We start from the raw sequence: 16,679 nt of genomic DNA on the forward strand, positions 1-16,679 counted from the left end.
GCCGGGCCGAAACCTCAGAACGACCTAAGCCAACCCTGTGGGCTTTCTAACGATGACCAGCGACAACGGGCCAATCCCCGCGCTGAGCAAGTAGGCTGCCTGCATGTCTGCCATCGCCCGCAACGCAGCCGTCACCGTCGCCGGAACCCTGGCCGCGGGCCTCGCCTACGCCTCGCTCATCGAGCGCAACGCGTTCGTGGTCCGCGAGGTCACCATGCCGGTGCTGACACCCGGATCGTCGCCGCTGCGGGTGCTGCATCTGAGTGATCTGCACATGATGCCGGCGCAGCGCCGCAAGCAGGCATGGCTGCGCGAGCTGGCCCGCTGGGAGCCCGATCTGGTGGTCAACACCGGTGACAACCTCTCGCACCCGAAGTCGGTGCCGGCGGTGGTGCAGGCGATGGGCGATCTGCTGGCGGTGCCCGGGGTGTTCGTGTTCGGCAGCAACGACTACTTCGCGCCGAAGCCGAAGAACCCCGCCAACTACCTGTTCAGCAAGCACAAGCGGATCACCGGGCGGCCGCTGCCGTGGCAGGACCTGCGCGCGGCGTTCACCGAGCGCGGCTGGCTGGACATGACGCACACCCGCCGTGAGATCGAGGTCAACGGGCAGCTCATCGCCGTCGCCGGCGTCGACGATCCGCACCTGAACCGCGACCGCTACGACACCATCGCCGGCCGGCCCAACCCGGCCGCCAACCTGTCGCTGGGCGTCACCCATGCGCCGTACACCCGCGTGCTGGACCGCTTCGCCGAGGACGGCTACCAGCTGGTGCTGGCCGGCCACACGCACGGCGGGCAGCTGTGCGTGCCGTTCTACGGCGCGCTGGTGACCAACTGCGACATCGACACCTCCCGGGTAAAGGGCCCGTCCCGCTGGGGCGCCCACACGCAGCTGCACGTGTCGGCCGGCATGGGCACCTCGCCGTACACGCCGGTGCGCTTCTGCTGCCGGCCCGAGGTGACGCTGCTGACCCTGGTGGCCGCCCCGACAGGCGGCGGGCACGCCGGTATCGGCGCCGACATGACGCAGCCGGCCGTCTCGGCGCGGTGACCGCGCCGGTGGCGGCGCGCGGCGTCGACCGCGGCTGGGTCGACAACGCCGTCCGCCTCATCGAGGCCGACGCCCGGCGCAGCGCCGACACCCATCTCCTGCGTTATCCGCTGCCCGCCGCGTGGAGCGCGAGCGTCGACGTCCAGCTGTATCTCAAGGACGAGAGCACGCACATCACCGGCAGCCTCAAGCACCGGCTGGCCCGGTCGCTGTTCCTGTACGGGTTGTGCAACGGCTGGATCGGCCCGCGCACGACGGTCATCGAGGCGTCGTCCGGATCCACCGCGGTGTCCGAGGCGTATTTCGCGGCGCTGCTGGGGCTGGAGTTCATCGCGGTGATGCCGTCGTCGACGAGCGCGGCCAAGATCGAGCTCATCGAAAACCAGGGTGGCCGTTGCCATTTCGTCGAACAGTCGTCACAGGTGTACGACGAGGCGGAGCGTCTGGCGCGCGAGACGGGCGGCCACTACCTCGACCAGTTCACCAACGCCGAGCGCGCCACCGACTGGCGGGGCAACAACAACATCGCGGAGTCGATCTTCTCGCAGCTGCGTGAAGAGGCCCACCCGATCCCGGAGTGGATCGTGGTCGGGGCGGGCACCGGCGGTACGAGCGCCACGATCGGGCGGTTCCTGCGCTACCGGCGCCATGCCACGCGGCTGTGCGTGGTGGACCCGGAGAACTCGGCGTTCTATCCGTCGTGGGCCACGGGCGACCGGGAGGTGTTCACCGGGGCGTCGTCGCGTATCGAGGGCATCGGCCGGCCGCGGGTGGAGCCGTCGTTCCTGCCGGGCGTCGTGGACGCCATGGTGTGCGTGCCGGACGCGGCCTCGGTGGCCGCGGCACGGCACGTGAGCAAGGTGCTGGGACGACGGGTGGGTCCGTCAACGGGGACGAACATCTGGGGCGCGTTCGGGCTCCTGGCCGAGATGGTGGCGCAGGGCCGTAGTGGTTCGGTGGTGACGCTGCTGGCCGACAGCGGCGACCGCTATGCCGACACCTACTTCGACGACGCGTGGGTCAACAGTCGCGGGCTCGAGTCCGCCGACGCCGTGGCGGCACTGACGGAGTTCGAGCGCTCCGGCCGCTGGGCGTGATCCTGACGGCCCAGCCAGGCCGCCCGGTAGTCAGAAGTCGCGAACAGCCACAGCGCCGCGAGACCGAAGAATCCGCAGTAGAGCAAAGCTCCCAAGCCGGTCATGTTCGTTCCTCGCTTTCTGGCGTTCGGTTGCCGTTCATCAGAGTTACCCGTTTTAACGCACGTTGCGCAAAAATCCATCCCTCGAATGGACGTGATCTTCGCCGCTAGCCCCGCCCACCAGCGGCTATCTCACCTGACGAGGGCCGTTTGGCTTCTGAGGGCACCCGTGCGATAGGCTGTCGAAGCTTCACGCGGGGTGTGGCGCAGCTTGGTAGCGCGCTTCGTTCGGGACGAAGAGGTCGTGGGTTCGAATCCCGCCACCCCGACAAGTGAGCAAGGCCCTGACCAGGGAAATCTGGTCGGGGCCTTCTTCGTTTCCGGGGTCGGTGGCCCCCACCTGCGACGTGATCACCCTCACCAGCCCCACATTGGGACATCAATGTCCCATTTTCGGCCAATCGTGCTATTTTTGACGTATGGCTGAGTTGAAATCGTTCGACACTGGCGTGCGGTCGCGCACCCGGAAGGCGATTCTCGATGCCGCCACCGCCGTCCTGGCGACCAACCCCGCGGCGTCCTTGACCGACATCGCCACCGCCGCGAACGTCGGCCGCAGCACGCTGCACCGGTACTTCCCCGAGCGCTCCGAGCTGATCCGCGCCGTCGCCCTATATGTGCACGACATGTGCAACGCCGCCATCGACAAGGCCGAGCCGGCCTGTGGTCCCCCACTCGCCGCGCTGCGCCGGGTGGTCGAATCCCAGCTGGACCTCGGACCCATCGTGCCCTTCGTCTACAACGAGCCGACCATCGTGGCTGATCCGGAGTTGTCCGCGATCCTCGATACCGGCGACGAGGCGATAGCCGAAGTGCTGGCGCGGGTTTCGGCACGACCGCAGACCAGCCCACCGGAGTGGCCGCGCCTGGTTTTCTGGGCCCTGCTCGACGCCGGATATGAGGCACTGCGCCGGAACATCGCGCCGCGGGTCGAGATCGTCGACGCCATCATGGCCAGCCTGACGGCCGGCACCATCACCCCGGATCAAACCTGATCCACCTGAATTTGTTTCACCGCAACATATTTCATGCTGACTTCGGCTTGGACAGCCGCCGCATGAACAGTTAAGGAGCTCTCATGTCCACCAGTCTCGTCACCAAAGAGGTGACGAACCGGACCCCACAACGTCATTGGTGGGCGCTGGCAGTGCTGATGCTGCCCGTGCTGCTCGTCTCCATCGACAACACGGTGCTGGCTTTCGCGCTGCCCCGCATCGCCGAGGACTTCCGCCCGTCGGCCGCCACCCAGTTGTGGCTCGTCGACATCTATTCGCTCGTGCTGGCAACGCTTTTGGTGACCATGGGCAGCCTCGGTGACCGGTTCGGCCGGCGCCGGCTGTTGCTCATCGGCGCCGTCGGGTTCGCCGTCATCTCGGCTGCCGCGGCGTTCGCGCCCAGCGCCGGCTTCCTGGTGGCCGCGCGTGCCGCACTCGCCGTGTTCGGCGCCATGCTGATGCCGTCGACGCTGTCGCTGATCCGCAACATCTTCACCGAGGCCACATCGCGCCGCCTCGCGATCGCCATCTGGGCGTCGTGCTTCGCGGCCGGCTCGGCCCTCGGCCCGATCGTCGGCGGCCTGCTGCTGCAGCACTTCCACTGGGGCGCGGTCTTCATGATCGCCGTGCCGATCCTGCTGCCGCTGCTCGTGTTGGCGCCCAAGCTGGTGCGGGAATCGCGGGACCCGAACCCGGGCCCGGTCGACGCGCTGAGCGTGCTGCTGTCACTGGTGGCCATGCTGCCGATCGTGTGGGCGATCAAGACCTCCGCACACGACGGTATCTCGGCGGTGACGCTGGCGGCCGTCGCCGTGGGCGTCGCTGCGGGCGTCTGGTTCGTGCGTCGGCAGAACAGCAGTGCCACACCGATTCTCGACATGCGGCTGTTCCGGAACGGCCCGTTCACGGCGTCGATCCTGGCGAACTTCCTGTCGATGGTGGGCCTCATCGGGTTCCTGTTCTTCGTGTCGCAGCACCTGCAGCTGGTGCTCGGGCTGGCCCCGCTGACCGCCGCGCTGGTCATGTTGCCGGGAGCGGCGGCCTCGACCATCGCGGGCATCGCCGTGGTGCGGCTGACCAAGCGGTTCGCGCCGCAGACGCTGATGGTCACCGGTCTGCTGCTGGTGGCCGCCGGCTTCCTGCTCATCGTGCTGTTCCGTCACGACCTGACGATGGTCGGCGTCATCGCGTCGTTCACCGTGCTGGAGCTGGGTGTCGGTGTGTCGCAGACGATCTCGAACGACACCATCGTGGCGTCGGTGCCGTCGGAGAAGGCCGGCGCGGCGTCCGCGGTGTCAGAGACCGCCTACGAGCTGGGCGCGGTGATCGGCACTGCCGGACTGGGCACCATGTTCACCGCGTTCTACCGCGCGAACGTCGAACTGCCGGGCGCCCTGTCGCCCGCCCAGTCGGCCGACGCCGGCGAGAGCATCGGCGGCGCCATCTCGGTGGCTCGGACCCTGCCGACCGAGCTCGGCAACCACCTGATGGAGTCGGCGCGCGTCGCCTTCGATTCGGGGATCGGCGCCACTGCGGCGACAGCCGCGACGCTGGTTCTGATCGCCGCGGCAATCGTGGCCGCCGCCTTCCGCGGCCGGCAGTAGACGCTGAATGCACTGTGGCCCCATCGCCTTTCGGCGGTGGGGCCACAGTCGCGTAGTGAGTTACTTGCTACCGGAATCGCCCTTGGACGCCTTGGGCGCCTTCGGGGCCTTCGGTGCCTTGGTGGCACCCTTGATGGCGCCTGCGATCGACTTCGCGACCTTGGACACGGGGTTCTGCGCCTTCTTGGTCTTGGGCGCGGTGTCCTTGGGCGTCGTCACGGTGTCGGCATCCGTGGTGGCACCCTTGGTGTCCGTCGCCTTGGTGTCGGCATCCTTGGTCGCACCCTTGGCGTCGGCGTCCTTCGCGTCGGCGGCCTTGGTGTCAGCGGCCTTGGTGTCAGCGGCCTTGGTATCGGCAGCCTTGGTATCCGCGGCCTTGACGTCGGCGTCCTTCGCCGCGTCGGTCGCCGGGGCGGTCTCGGTCGAAGTTGCCGCCGCCGCCTTCTTCGTCGTCGTCGCCGTGTCAGCCGCTCCCGCGGCGGAGGACTCCGTGGCCGTCTTCGAGGTCTCGGCTGCCGGCGCCGCCGCCAGGGCGGCAGTTGTCGTTGCGGCAACGGGGACGGTGACGCCGCCCGGTGCGTTCGGGTTGACGTTCAGCGCCGTGATGATCCGGTTGACGATGTACGGGACGGTGCCGGTCTCAAAATCGGTGACATTCTTCTGAATGTTCTGCACGAGGCTCACCACATTGTTGAGCACGCCGTTGTAGATGGTGCCCGGATTGAGGGTCAGCACCGACTGCAGAATGCCCGTCACGCTCTTGACCACCTGCTGCACCACCGGCGTGGTTCCGAGGCACGAGCCGCAGCCGATGCCGACGGTCGAGATGGCCAGGCCGGCGACCAGAGCGGTGACCGAATCCAGCACCGCGGGCACCATGGCCTCCGCCACGGCCAACGGTTGCTGCAGGATGTTCTGCACCGGCCCGTTGATGCCCGTGATCAACTGCAGACCGCCGGGAAGCAGCCCGCCCACCAGCGAGTCGATGGCGCCGTTGACGTTGAGCGTGCCGAGGTTCCCCAGCACGTTGGCGAGGGTTCCCGGCAACGCGCCACCGAGGGTGAACGTCGCGCCGGTGATGTTGCCGATCAACTGCATGCCCTGCTGCACGCCGTAGTTCGCATCGAGCACCACCTGGCGCACCAGCGGGTTCACGCTGGTCTCCACCATGTAGCTGGTTTGCCCGACGGTCTCGGCGAGCGCGTTGTAGATGTTGCCCAGCGCCACGATCGGGTTGACCAATGCCGTCAGATGCACATCGGAAACCTGCACGTGCGAAACCGCAGGCAAGTGAGTTTCGGTCTGCGGCACCACCGGCGCCACAGCAATCACGCTCGCTCCTGCGAGGGCAATGCCCGCAGTGACATACGGCTTCATTGTGAGCTGCATTTGAGTCCTCCCAGTTATCGCGACACCCGTGTGGCGCAGAAATTTACCCCTAGTAGATAGGCATTTTTAACGAACCTACACATTTCCCAGCTAACCAAAATCGACCCGTCAGGAAATTGTCAATTCCGTTAGATTGCTGCCCTGACGAGCAAGTTAGCTGCGCTACCGAAACAGCAAATTGGTCGGGGTGAACCGCCCAAATCGCGACTCGGGCTGTTCATCGCATGACGAGACCCACGTCACACCACGGATTGAGTGGCTTACAAAACACACTGCAAATGGAAAGCGTCGAAAAATTGCAGTTTCAGCAAATTACGCTACGCATAACTTGCGCGCGCGTCAGTCGTAGCCGCGGACGGCGCACGCGGAGCGCACTCCACCGGCCGCGCGTCCACATGGTGAGACGGTGCGTCGGGCCGGACGCGACTGCGGAATTCACGCCGTCGCAGTTTGCCGACGCCGGGCGATCCCGCCGGCCACGGACGTCGCCACGACGGTCAGCAGCGCGCCGAGAATCAGCGCCGACGGCTCGCCCGGACTCAGCAGCTGCTGTTGCGTGCCCAGCGTGGCGGCGGCCACCGGCACGCCCAATTGCGCAGCCGCCAGCACCCCGAGCGACAGCGGCTGGCCGAGGAGCCGGCCGCTGAGGTGCGCGAGCACCGCTCCCACGCCCAGTGCCACACCCAACCCGATCAAGACCGGATGCTCACCCAGCTCCCGTACCTGCAAAGAGGCGCCGAGCCAGACGAAGAACAACGGCGCGAAGAACCCCTCGGTGATGCCGAACAGCTGGCGCGCCAGTCGACGTGGCTCGCCGATCGCCGAAAGGCAAAGGCCCAGCGCAAAACCCGCGAGCATGATCGACACGTGCGTCGACTTCGCCAGCGCCGCCAACCCGAACAGCACGATCAGGCTGATCCGCAGCTCGAGCGCCAGGTGCCGACTGTGCGAGTACTTGTGCATCCGCTTGAGCCACCCACGCTTGGCCTCATACCGCAGGAAGAAGTACAGGAGGACCGTGCATGCGGCGATTGCCAGGACTCCGACCGCCGCGCGCGGGGCGCCCGCCGGATTGATGACCAACGGCAACAGGACGATCGACGCGGCGTCGGCAATCGCGATCTGGGCGGTGACCGACAGCACCGGCGGTCCCGTCAGCCCCAGCGACTGGATGACCGGCAGCGCGAGCGCCGCCGAGGACGACGCCATGAGGACTGCGTACAACGGGGCGTGGCCCGTGCCGAACAGTTGCGCGACGACCACGCCCAACACCGCGGCGAACGCGCCCACCACGACCGCCCGCAAGAGCGCTCTGGGCAGGTCGCCCCGTAATGATCTGTCGCGCACCGGCACATGGGTCCCGACGATGAACATCACCAGTGCAAAGCCGATGTCCGCCAGCAGCATGAACGTCGGGTTGTCCGCGTCGACGATGCCGAAACCGGTGCGCCCCACGACGATTCCGGCAGCGAGTTCGCCGACGATCAAGGGCACCCGAAGCTTCGGCACCGCCGCCAGCAAGGGCCCCACGAGGCCGATGACGGCCACCAACGCGAGGGCATGAAATCCGAAGTCGCCCGCCATCGCCACACCCTAAACGCGGAGGCTCCGGTCGGCGCGTGACGCAGCCAACTCTCAGCAGACTGTTGCGCACCGATAGTTTCCGATATATCGTTAATGCATCGGAGGCGCATCGAGCGCCTCCCGCCGAAAGAGAGAACACATCTATGGAAACCCCATTCACCCCACCCGGCCGCCCGTTCGACGGCGGCCCCTTCAATCGCCCCTCCCACGGAGGTGGCTTCGGCTTCACTCCCGGCGACCGCGCACCGTTCATCGGCCCCGCCGACCGGCGCGTTCGGCATGACGAACGCCGCGCAGCCCGTCGCGAGATGCGCGAACAGTTCCGCGACCACGTGCGGGATCACCGCGGCGAAGGCGGCTTCGGCTTCGGGCCGGGCTTCGGCCCTGGTTTCGGTTTCGGACCTGGCTTCGGCCCCGGCTTCGGCGCCGGCCCGTTCGGACCGGGCGGCCCCCGCGGGCGCCGTCACGGTGGCCGCGGACGTGCCAGTGGTCGCAGCCGGCGCGGCGATGTCCGGGCCGCGATCCTCAAGCTGCTCACCGAGCGGCCGATGCACGGCTACGAGATGACGCAGGAGATCGCCGCGCGCAGCGACGGTCTGTGGAAGCCCAGCCCGGGCTCGATCTACCCGACCCTGCAACTGCTGGAGGACGAGGGTCTGATCAAGCCCGCCGAAAGTCATGGCAGCAAAAAGACTTTCGAGCTGACCGAGGACGGCCGCACCGCCGCCGACGCCATCGAGACCGCCCCGTGGGAAGAGATCGCCGAAGGCGCCGACCCGGCCGCCTTGAACCTGCGCAACGCGCTCGGGCAGTTGTTCGGCGCCGTCGCACAGTCGGTGCACTCGGCGAATGCCGAACAGCAGCAACGCATCCTGGACATCGTGAACAACGCCCGCCGCGAGATCTACCAGATTCTCGGCGAGTCCGACTAGCGTTAGCCTGGCTGCATGACGACGTACGCGCTCGGTCGGTACCAGGTCCACCGGATCGGATTCGGGGCCATGCAGCTGCCCGGGCCCGGCGTTTTCGGCCCACCACGTGACCACGACCAGGCGCTCGCCGTGTTGCGACGCGCGGTGGAACTCGGCGTCAACCACATCGACACCGCGCAATACTACGGCCCGGACGTGGCCAACCAGCTGATCCGCGAGGCCCTGCATCCCTATCCGCAGGGCCTCGCGCTGGTCAGCAAGGTCGGTGCCCGCCGCGACGAGACCGGCGGCTGGCTGCCGGCACAGCAGCCCGATGAACTGCGGACCGCGATCGAGCAGAACCTGGAAACCCTCGGCACCGACCGGCTCGCGGCGGTGAACCTGCGGGTGATGGGCGCCGACGGCGATCCCAGTGCGCCCGGCGATGTCGACCGGGACCTGTTCGACCGCCAGCTCACGGCCATGATCGCCGCCCGCGACGAGGGCCTGATCGACGGCATCGGCCTCAGCAGCATCTCCCTCGAGCATCTCGAGATCGCGCTGCAGCGCACCGACATCGCGTGCGTGCAGAACGCCTACAACCTCCTCGATCGATCCTCGCAGCCGGTGCTGGACGCCTGCACCGCACGCGGCATCGCGTTCGTCCCGTTCTTCCCGCTGGGATCGGCGTTCAATCCGGAGAACCCGGTGCTCGGCCACCCCGAAATCCGCAAGACGGCAAGCGAACTCGGCCGGACGCCCGCGCAGGTCGCGTTGGCCTGGACCCTGGCCGCGGCACCCAACATGCTGCTCATCCCCGGCACGTCGTCGGTCGCGCATCTCGAGGAGAACCGCGCGGTGGCCGACATCGAGGTACCCGCCACGTTGACCGAGGCCCTCGGATGAGCGCCGACATCGATCGCATGCCGCGCGGCGGCCCGCGGGCGTCATGCCTCGATCGCGCGCTGCAGACCGATCAACCCGAATACCTCGACCGCGACGACATCGCCCCCGCGATCAAGCGCAGCGTGGTGCGCGCGCTGGAGCTCACCGGCAATTGGTTCGGTCTCCACGAGCGCTTCGCCTACATCGTCATGGACGAAGTCGCCGAGGTTCCCGATCCCCGCATCCTCGAGCTGGGGGCGGGCCATGGGGGTCTGTCGAAGAAGGTGCTGGAGATGCACCCCACGGCGACCCTCACGGTCACCGACCTCGAGCCGGACTCGGTCGCGGCCATCACCGCCGGTGACCTGGGTTCCGATCCGCGGGTGACGGTGCGCGGCATGGACGCGACGGCCATCGACGCGGCCGACAGTGCTTATGCCCTGGCCGTTTTCGCGTTGTCGTTCCACCATCTTCCGCCGTCTGCCGCTGTCCAGGTGCTCGCCGAGGGCACCCGGGTGGCGGACAAGCTGCTCATCATCGACCTGCCCCGGCCACCGTCGCCATTGCACCTGATGCGGCTGGCGGCCATGCTGCCGCTGGCCCCGTTCGTGCCGTTCGTGCACGACGGCGTCATCAGCTCGCTGCGGGCCTACAGTCCGTCCGCACTGCGGGCATTGGCCGACGCAGCGGGCGTCGACATCGAACTGCGCAGCGGCCTGTACTCGCCGCAAATTGCCATCGCCACCCGGCGGCCGCCCGCGTAGGTTGGACGCATGACCGACTCGTCGAACGAAGTGATGGATTGGGACAGCGTCTACCGGCAGGAGGGCGGTTTCGACGGTCCGCCGCCGTGGAGCATCGGCGAGCCGCAGCCTGAACTGGCCGCGCTGATCGACGCCGGTCAGGTCACCGGTGACGTCCTCGACGCGGGCTGTGGCCACGCAGAGCTGGCCCTCGCGCTGGCCGCCGCGGGCCACAACGTCGTGGGCATCGAACTCTCCCCCACCGCGGTTGCCGCCGCGAAACAGGCTGCCGCGGAACGGAATCTGACCAACGCGACATTCGTCGAAGACGACATCACCTCGTTCACCGGATTCGACGGACGATTCGACACCATCATGGACTCGACGTTGTTCCACTCGATTCCGGTCGAGGCCCGCGACGCCTACCAGCAGGCGGTGTTCCGCGCTGCCGCGCCGGGCGCCAAGTACTTCATCCTGGTGTTCGCCAAGGGCGCGTTCCCGGCCGAGGCCGAGATGAAGCCCAACGAGGTCACCGAGGACGAGCTGCGTGAAGCCGTCGGCAAGTACTGGGCCATCGACGAAATCCGGCCGGCCTTCATCCACGCCGGTATGGTCGCGCCGCCATCGGTGCCGGGGCAGCCGCCGCTCGAGATGCCGCCGCACGCGCTCGACGAGAAGGGCCGGCTGAAGATGCCGGCGTTCCTGCTCACGGCACACAAGGCCTGACGGTCAGGTCGACGCGGCAGTCAGCGCACCGGCGAAGGACTCCAGTTCGTCGCCGGTGACGTCGACATGCGGCGAGACCCGCAGCACCGGGATCTTCATCTCGAACGGCGCCCGCTCGATACCGGCCACGGTCGTGACGACATGGTGCTCGGTAATCAGCTTGGTGCGTACCGAGTTCGGGTCGGCGCCGCGCGTCGGCTCCAGCGTGGTGATGGCCGTCGGCTCGTCGACGTCCTCGACCACGCGCCACCCGGGCAGTCCGGCCAGCGCGGTGCGGGTCAGACGCCCCACCTCGGCCAGTCGGGCCCGCACCAGTTCCGGCCCGGCCACCAGATGTTCTTCGAGGGCCTTCGAAAAGGCCACGCGCGCAGCCACATTGGCCTCACCGAGGTCAAGCCGTTTCAGCACCGGTAGCGGCGTCCCCCATTCCGGCAGCGGGATGCGCGGCCGAAGCCGGTGCGACACAGACGAACTGATGGCCAGCACGCCGACCCCGCGCGGCCCGGCCAGCCATTTCCGCGACGACGCGTAGATGACGTCGGGAGCCACCGCACAGTCCAGATGGCCCAGCGCCTGTGCGGCGTCCACCGCCACCGGCACCCCGATCGCATGGCACGCCGCCACGAACTCGGACAACGGCTGGGCCACCCCACGGTGACTGCCGAGCGCCGTCAAATGGGCCAGCGCCGGCGGGTCACCTTGCATCAGCGCGACCGCCACCTCGACGTCGAGGCGGCCCTGACCGTCAACCGGCAGCTCCCGGACGGTGAATCCATTGGCTTCCATCACCACCAGATTGGGGCCGTATTCGCCTGGCAGGCAGGCGATGGTCTTGTCGCCGTCCCAACTGCTGAGCAGGAGGTTGAGCGCGTTGTTGGAACCCGTGGTGAACACCACGTCGCCGGCGGCCATCCCGGTCAGCGCGGCCACGGCCGCCCGTCCGCCCTCCAACACGGGTTCCGCGGATTCTGCGGCGACATAGCCGCCGACCTGAGCTTCCAGCCGGGCATGCTGGGCCGCGGCGTCGATGACGGCGAAGCTCTGCCGCGAGCACGCGGCGTTGTCGAGATGCAGGCCCGCCGGTGTGGGCCGGGCTGCGCGCCACAGGCGCGCGACGGCGGAATCGGCCCCGGTCACGTCCGCAGGTCCGGCTTGACCGCCAGTGACAGCCCGAAATCCCCGGCGGGGTCGGTCCACCAGTCGGTCTGCCGGAGTCCGGCAGCCGCCAACTCGGCCGCGACGCCCTCGGGGCGGAACTTGCACGACACCTCGGTCAACATCTCCTCACCCGCCTCGAACTCCACCGACAGATCCAGCTCACGTATCTGAACCTGTTGCGCGGCAACAGACCTCAGCCACATCTCGATACGCTCGTGCTCGGTGTTCCATCGTGCCACATGTTCGAAGCGGTCGAGATCGAAATCCGCATCCAGCTCCCGGTTCACCACCGCCAGGACGTTGCGGTTGAACCGCGCGGTGACCCCGGCGCTGTCGTCGTAGGCGGCCACCAACCGGGCGGTGTCCTTCACCAGGTCGGTGCCGAGCAGCAGCGTGTCGCCCGGCCGCATCGCCGCGGCCAGGCTCTCGAGGAACTCCGCCCGCGGGCCGGCCGTCAGGTTGCCGATCGTCGACCCGAGGAACACGATGAGCCGACGGCCCACCACGGGCAGTTCGCCCAGATGCTGCTCGAAATCACCTCGCACGCCGCTGATCTCGACACCCTCGTACTCGTCGGACAGCTGCGTGAGCGCGGCGCTGAGTACGTTCTCGTCGACGTCGAACGCCACGAACCGGCGCAGCGCCGCGGCGTCCCGGAACGCGTCGAGCAGGATGCGCGTCTTCTCCGACGTGCCGCTGCCGAGCTCGACGAGGGTGTCCGCGCCGGAGGCCGCCACAATGGCGGCCGCCGCCTCATGCAGGATGTGCGCCTCGGTGCGTGTCGGGTAGTACTCGGGCAGGCGGGTGATCTGATCGAACAGGTCACTGCCGACGGCATCGTAGAACCACTTGGGCGGCAACGATTTCGGCGACTGCGACAGGCCGTCCCGGACATCACGCCGCAACGCACGGGGCGCCCAGTCGGCGGCGAGATGGTTGGTCAGCAGCGGTGCCGTCTTGCTCGGTGTCATCGTGGGTCCTCTTCTTCAGGTCAACGGCGTCATCGCTACGCCGGCGGCCGTCACCTCGACGAGGTGACGGTCTGGGATGTCCTGCCAGTCGGGGTGGTCGTCGTAGGGCTCGCTGGCCAGCACGACCCCGTCGGGCCGGCGCAGTATCGACAACGTGTCGCCCCACACGGTGGCCAGCATCCGGGAACCATTGGCCGCCAGGATGTTCAGCCGCGCCGCCGGATCGGACTCCCCGACCCGGCGCACGGTGTCGCCCAGGCTGTCCAGTCCCTCGGCGAAGATGTGCGCGGCCAGGATCGCGCTGTCGACCGTCGATTCCGCGGTCCGCGACACCGGCAGCACTGCCCGGTCGACGATGCCGTTGTGCGACAACAGCCACTCGCCGTCGGTGAACGGCGCCGACGCCGACGGCTCGATGGGCATCCCGACGGTGGCCGAGCGGACGGCGGCCACCACACACGCACTGCGCAGCGCCGGCGCCACCGATGCCAGCGACGCATCGCCCCACAACGGCGCGGCGCTGCGCCAGCGCCGCGGTGTCGCGCCGTCGAAGAAGCCGACACCCCAGCCGTCGGCATTGAGCAACCCGTGCTTCTGCCGTCGGGGTGAATAGGACTGCACCAGAAGCCCGTTCGCCGGTTCCAGGATCAGTGACGACACCGAGACGGGGTTGCCGAGCCAGCCCAGATGACGACACATCAGCCGCGCACCTCGTCAACCGACCAGGCCAGCCGCACGCCGGAGAAGATCTGACGACGGATCGGGTGGTCCCAGTTGCGGAAGCTGGGCCGCAGGATGTCGCCGGCCACGGCCCAGGAACCGCCGCGCAGCACCCGGTAGTCACCGCTGCCGGTGCCCTCGAAGAAAGGCTGCGAATAGCGGTCGTAGACCATCGGCGTGAAACCCGGCCACGGGCGCAGCGGTGACGTGGTCCACTCCCAGACATCGCCGAGCAGCTGCTCGACACCGTAGGCCGAAGCACCCTCCGGGTAGGCCCCCGCGGGCGCGGGACGCAGCGCGTCGCCGCCGAGATTGGCGAGGTGCGCATCGGGTTCGGCGGCGCCCCAAGGGAATCGGCGACGTTGTCCGGTCGCGGGATCCCACGCGCAGGCCTTCTCCCACTCCACCTCGGTGGGTAGCCGGGCCCCGGCCCAGGCGGCGTAGGCCTCGGCTTCGTAGAAGCTGACGTGCTGCACGGGCTCGTCGGGCGGCAGCTCCTCGACATGCCCGAACCGGACCCGCGTGGTGCCGTCGGCGTTCCAGAACTGCGGCGCCACCAGACCCGCCTGCTGCCGATGCGCCCAGCCGGCCGCCGACCACCAGCGGCTCTGCCGATAGCCACCGTCGGCGATGAACTCGCGCCATTCGGCGTTGGTGACGGGCACCCGACCGATCCGGAACGACGGCACGTCGACGACGTGCGCCGGGCCTTCGTTGTCGAGCGCGAAAGGTTCGTCGGCCGCGTCGACACCGAGTACGAACGGACCGCCGGGCACCAGCACCGAGGTGCCGGCGACCCCATCCCGCCCCTGCGGCAGGACGGCACCCGGCCCCAACAGTGGCGGGCCGCTGCGCAGGTTCAGGGCCTGCAGCATGGTCTCGTCGTGCTGGTTCTCGTGGCTGATCACCAGGGCGAACGGAAACTGGGCAGCGGCCTCGTCCGGCGCCCGGTCAAGGGCGTCAAGGGCTTTGGACCGGATGGTGCGGCAGAAGGCGCGTGCGTCGGTCGGCGGCAACAGCGGCAACGACACCCGGCTGGCGCGCGAATGCACGAACGCGTCATACAGACCGTCCACGTCGGGCGGCAGCAGGCCGGGACGGTTCAGGTCGCCGCCGCGCAGCAGCCACAGTTCTTCCTGCTGACCGATGTGCGCGAGGTCCCACACCAGCGGACTCATCAGCGGGTCGTACTGACGCAGCAGTTCGGCGTCGTCGAACTCGACGAGCGCCAGAGTCCGGTCCCGGGCCCTGGTCAGCCCTCGGGCCAACAGCTCGCGCGTACTCACACCCCACCTTTCAGCCGGTCATCACATGCCAACCCGGTGATGGCCGAATCGATTCCGTGTGCGACGACCCGGTCCGCGAAGTCATCGGCCGCGCTGCGCCCTTGCCGCACCTGCCGCAGCAGCCGGTCCATCGAGTCCGCCACATCGGCCGGCGCGACCTCGGCGGCCGCTTCCACACATCGCACCGCGGCCGCCTGCAGCCGCGTATCGGCCAGGCCCACCCGCGCTGCCTGATCCCATGCGGTGGCAACCGATTCCGTTGCTTCCCAAGCGATCTGCGACAGCCCGGCGTCGTCCAGCAGCGTCACCAGGGTGAACACGACAGCCGGCCACAGGTCGTCGGACACGGCGTCGAGGTAGCGGATCTCCAGCCAGCGCCGCGGCCGAACCGGCGGGAACAGCGTCGTCAGGTGGTAGTCGAGGTCGGCCTCGGTCGGCCGGCGCCCACCGAGCAGCGTGCGCCCGTCCGCCCAGTCGGCGAACGGCACCCATTCGGTGACCGCTTCGGCCTCCGGCGTGTGCACGAGCATCACCGGCGCCTTGAGGGCGTAGCGCGCCCAGTCGTTGGCCGGATCGTCGCCGCTGGCACCGAGAACGGGCCCGCAGCGGGCGGTGTCCAGCTGGCCCCAGATCCGCTGTCGCGTGCTCTGCCATCCGGTGAATTCGCCGCCCAGCATCGGCGAACTCGCCGACACCGCGATCATGGTGGGACCGAGCGCGTGGGCGAGCCGGACGCGGTCGGCCCAGCCCTCGCGCGGGCCGGCATCGACATTGATCTGCAGCGAGGCGGTCGACGTCATCATCGCGGCCCCGGCGGCACCCGTCCCGCCGGCCGCGAAGAACGCCTCCATGGCCCGGTACCGGCCGCCGGGGTTCACCCGGGCCTGTGGCCGGAGCGGGTCCACGCCGACCTGCAGCAGCCCCAGACCGCGGCGCCGCAACGACTCCCGGAGCACGGCCTGATCGGCCTGCATCGCCGCGATGGCGGCCCCGGCGCCGTCCAGCGGCGGACCCGACAGTTCGATGGCGCCACCGGGCTCCATGGTGATCGTGCTGCCACCGGGCAGCTGCGGAACGGCCTCGACGGCCTGCGTGAGCTCATCCCAGCCGGGACGCCGCGTCAGGTCGGACAGGTCGAAGCAGTGCGCCTCGAGTTCGAGGCCGACGCGGCCCACCGGTCCGTCCCGCAGACACCCGCCGCCGGCCAGCAGCGCGGCGCTGTACGCGCTCGACAACTCGGGGTATTCGGCGTGCGGACGACACATGGCGGTAGCGGTGCCCATCTGAACATCCCCTTCCGGGACCGGGGGCCTGGCCCCGCATCCGTTGGTTGGTGTTCCCGGACCAAGTCTGCGTTACACCGTCAGACGCGTCCCGAGCATTACCTGTTCGTCCGACGATGCCATGAGGCACCGACAAAAATCTGCGCAATATATGTGCGATGCCTGACTCACC

Annotated in this window: 15 protein-coding genes and 1 tRNA gene; 9 read left to right on the plus strand and 7 right to left on the minus strand. The window is 68.6% G+C overall.

The features are described 5' to 3' along the window. The first annotated feature begins 103 nt into the window (after positions 1–103). From ACJH6J_RS22210 to lfrA, 5 genes are all read left to right on the plus strand, one after another. A complete protein-coding gene (locus ACJH6J_RS22210; RefSeq protein ID WP_212807341.1) occupies positions 104–1,054 on the plus strand; it encodes a metallophosphoesterase in 951 nt (316 codons plus the stop codon). Further along, entirely contained in the window at positions 1,051–2,151 is a 1,101-nt protein-coding gene (locus ACJH6J_RS22215; protein ID WP_318985372.1) for a PLP-dependent cysteine synthase family protein, read from the plus strand. The genes ACJH6J_RS22210 and ACJH6J_RS22215 overlap by 4 nt, the downstream gene beginning before the upstream one ends. A gap of 296 nt (positions 2,152–2,447) precedes the next feature. Next, a tRNA-Pro gene (locus ACJH6J_RS22220) sits at positions 2,448–2,521 on the plus strand. A 150-nt stretch (positions 2,522–2,671) separates the two neighbouring features. Beyond that, complete coding sequence (locus ACJH6J_RS22225) at positions 2,672–3,247, plus strand: TetR/AcrR family transcriptional regulator (protein ID WP_318985371.1); 576 nt, start codon at positions 2,672–2,674, stop codon at positions 3,245–3,247. An 83-nt stretch (positions 3,248–3,330) separates the two neighbouring features. After that, positions 3,331–4,851 (plus strand): efflux MFS transporter LfrA, encoded by a 1,521-nt coding sequence (lfrA, locus tag ACJH6J_RS22230; protein WP_406801860.1) that lies wholly within the window; start codon positions 3,331–3,333, stop codon positions 4,849–4,851. A gap of 60 nt (positions 4,852–4,911) precedes the next feature. Here lfrA and ACJH6J_RS22235 read toward each other — a convergent pair whose 3' ends face one another. Together ACJH6J_RS22235 and ACJH6J_RS22240 are read right to left on the minus strand one after the other, a co-directional pair. Beyond that, positions 4,912–6,183 (minus strand): hypothetical protein, encoded by a 1,272-nt coding sequence (locus ACJH6J_RS22235; protein ID WP_346415096.1) that lies wholly within the window; start codon positions 6,181–6,183, stop codon positions 4,912–4,914. Positions 6,184–6,675: 492 nt separating this feature from the next. Next, positions 6,676–7,824, minus strand: coding sequence for a cation:proton antiporter (locus tag ACJH6J_RS22240; protein WP_406801861.1), 1,149 nt, complete (start codon positions 7,822–7,824; stop codon positions 6,676–6,678). 143 nt (positions 7,825–7,967) lie between these two features. Here ACJH6J_RS22240 and ACJH6J_RS22245 point away from each other — a divergent pair, with 143 nt between their 5' ends. The 4 genes from ACJH6J_RS22245 to ACJH6J_RS22260 are packed head-to-tail and all read left to right on the plus strand — an operon-like array spanning position 7,968 to position 11,089. Next, entirely contained in the window at positions 7,968–8,756 is a 789-nt protein-coding gene (locus ACJH6J_RS22245; RefSeq protein ID WP_406801862.1) for a PadR family transcriptional regulator, read from the plus strand. A 15-nt stretch (positions 8,757–8,771) separates the two neighbouring features. Continuing rightward, a complete protein-coding gene (locus ACJH6J_RS22250) occupies positions 8,772–9,641 on the plus strand; it encodes an oxidoreductase (protein ID WP_406801863.1) in 870 nt (289 codons plus the stop codon). Beyond that, positions 9,638–10,384 carry a class I SAM-dependent methyltransferase gene (locus ACJH6J_RS22255; RefSeq protein ID WP_406801864.1) on the plus strand — a complete coding sequence of 249 codons (747 nt, stop codon included), beginning with the start codon at positions 9,638–9,640 and terminating at the stop codon, positions 10,382–10,384. The genes ACJH6J_RS22250 and ACJH6J_RS22255 overlap by 4 nt, the downstream gene beginning before the upstream one ends. 9 nt (positions 10,385–10,393) lie before the next feature. Continuing rightward, positions 10,394–11,089 carry a class I SAM-dependent methyltransferase gene (locus ACJH6J_RS22260; RefSeq protein WP_406801865.1) on the plus strand — a complete coding sequence of 232 codons (696 nt, stop codon included), beginning with the start codon at positions 10,394–10,396 and terminating at the stop codon, positions 11,087–11,089. Positions 11,090–11,092: 3 nt separating this feature from the next. On the opposite strand, the gene egtE is transcribed toward ACJH6J_RS22260, so the two are convergent. Genes egtE through egtA form a run of 5 tightly spaced genes read right to left on the minus strand, consistent with a single transcriptional unit; the run spans position 11,093 to position 16,507 of the window. Further along, positions 11,093–12,226: an ergothioneine biosynthesis PLP-dependent enzyme EgtE gene (gene egtE, locus ACJH6J_RS22265; RefSeq protein ID WP_212807350.1), complete on the minus strand. Its 1,134-nt coding sequence runs from the start codon at positions 12,224–12,226 to the stop codon at positions 11,093–11,095. Beyond that, entirely contained in the window at positions 12,223–13,218 is a 996-nt protein-coding gene (gene egtD / locus ACJH6J_RS22270) for an L-histidine N(alpha)-methyltransferase (protein ID WP_212807351.1), read from the minus strand. The genes egtE and egtD overlap by 4 nt, the downstream gene beginning before the upstream one ends. 15 nt (positions 13,219–13,233) lie before the next feature. After that, a complete protein-coding gene (egtC, locus tag ACJH6J_RS22275) occupies positions 13,234–13,917 on the minus strand; it encodes an ergothioneine biosynthesis protein EgtC (protein ID WP_212807352.1) in 684 nt (227 codons plus the stop codon). Then, the gene (egtB, locus tag ACJH6J_RS22280) at positions 13,917–15,224 is read right to left on the minus strand and encodes an ergothioneine biosynthesis protein EgtB (protein ID WP_406801866.1); all 1,308 of its coding nucleotides are present in this window, start codon (positions 15,222–15,224) and stop codon (positions 13,917–13,919) included. Before egtB ends, egtC begins: the two co-directional genes overlap by 1 nt. After that, positions 15,221–16,507, minus strand: a complete 1,287-nt coding sequence (egtA, locus tag ACJH6J_RS22285; RefSeq protein ID WP_406804533.1) for an ergothioneine biosynthesis glutamate--cysteine ligase EgtA — start codon at positions 16,505–16,507, stop codon at positions 15,221–15,223. The genes egtB and egtA overlap by 4 nt, the downstream gene beginning before the upstream one ends. Positions 16,508–16,679: the final 172 nt, after the last annotated feature.

Source organism: Mycobacterium sp. SMC-18 (genome assembly GCF_045310895.1).
GTDB lineage: Bacteria > Actinomycetota > Actinomycetes > Mycobacteriales > Mycobacteriaceae > Mycobacterium.

Excerpts from the sequence above, each read along its gene's own strand:
- egtD (WP_212807351.1), bottom strand. The coding sequence starts at position 13,218 with ATGACACCGAGCAAGACGGCACCGCTGCTGACCAACCATCTCGCCGCC.
- ACJH6J_RS22255 (WP_406801864.1), top strand. The coding sequence starts at position 9,638 with ATGAGCGCCGACATCGATCGCATGCCGCGCGGCGGCCCGCGGGCGTCA.
- ACJH6J_RS22260 (WP_406801865.1), top strand. The coding sequence starts at position 10,394 with ATGACCGACTCGTCGAACGAAGTGATGGATTGGGACAGCGTCTACCGG.
- ACJH6J_RS22245 (WP_406801862.1), top strand. The coding sequence starts at position 7,968 with ATGGAAACCCCATTCACCCCACCCGGCCGCCCGTTCGACGGCGGCCCC.
- ACJH6J_RS22225 (WP_318985371.1), top strand. The coding sequence starts at position 2,672 with ATGGCTGAGTTGAAATCGTTCGACACTGGCGTGCGGTCGCGCACCCGG.
- egtC (WP_212807352.1), bottom strand. The coding sequence starts at position 13,917 with ATGTGTCGTCATCTGGGCTGGCTCGGCAACCCCGTCTCGGTGTCGTCA.
- ACJH6J_RS22250 (WP_406801863.1), top strand. The coding sequence starts at position 8,772 with ATGACGACGTACGCGCTCGGTCGGTACCAGGTCCACCGGATCGGATTC.
- lfrA (WP_406801860.1), top strand. The coding sequence starts at position 3,331 with ATGTCCACCAGTCTCGTCACCAAAGAGGTGACGAACCGGACCCCACAA.
- ACJH6J_RS22210 (WP_212807341.1), top strand. The coding sequence starts at position 104 with ATGTCTGCCATCGCCCGCAACGCAGCCGTCACCGTCGCCGGAACCCTG.
- egtA (WP_406804533.1), bottom strand. The coding sequence starts at position 16,507 with ATGGGCACCGCTACCGCCATGTGTCGTCCGCACGCCGAATACCCCGAG.
- ACJH6J_RS22240 (WP_406801861.1), bottom strand. The coding sequence starts at position 7,824 with ATGGCGGGCGACTTCGGATTTCATGCCCTCGCGTTGGTGGCCGTCATC.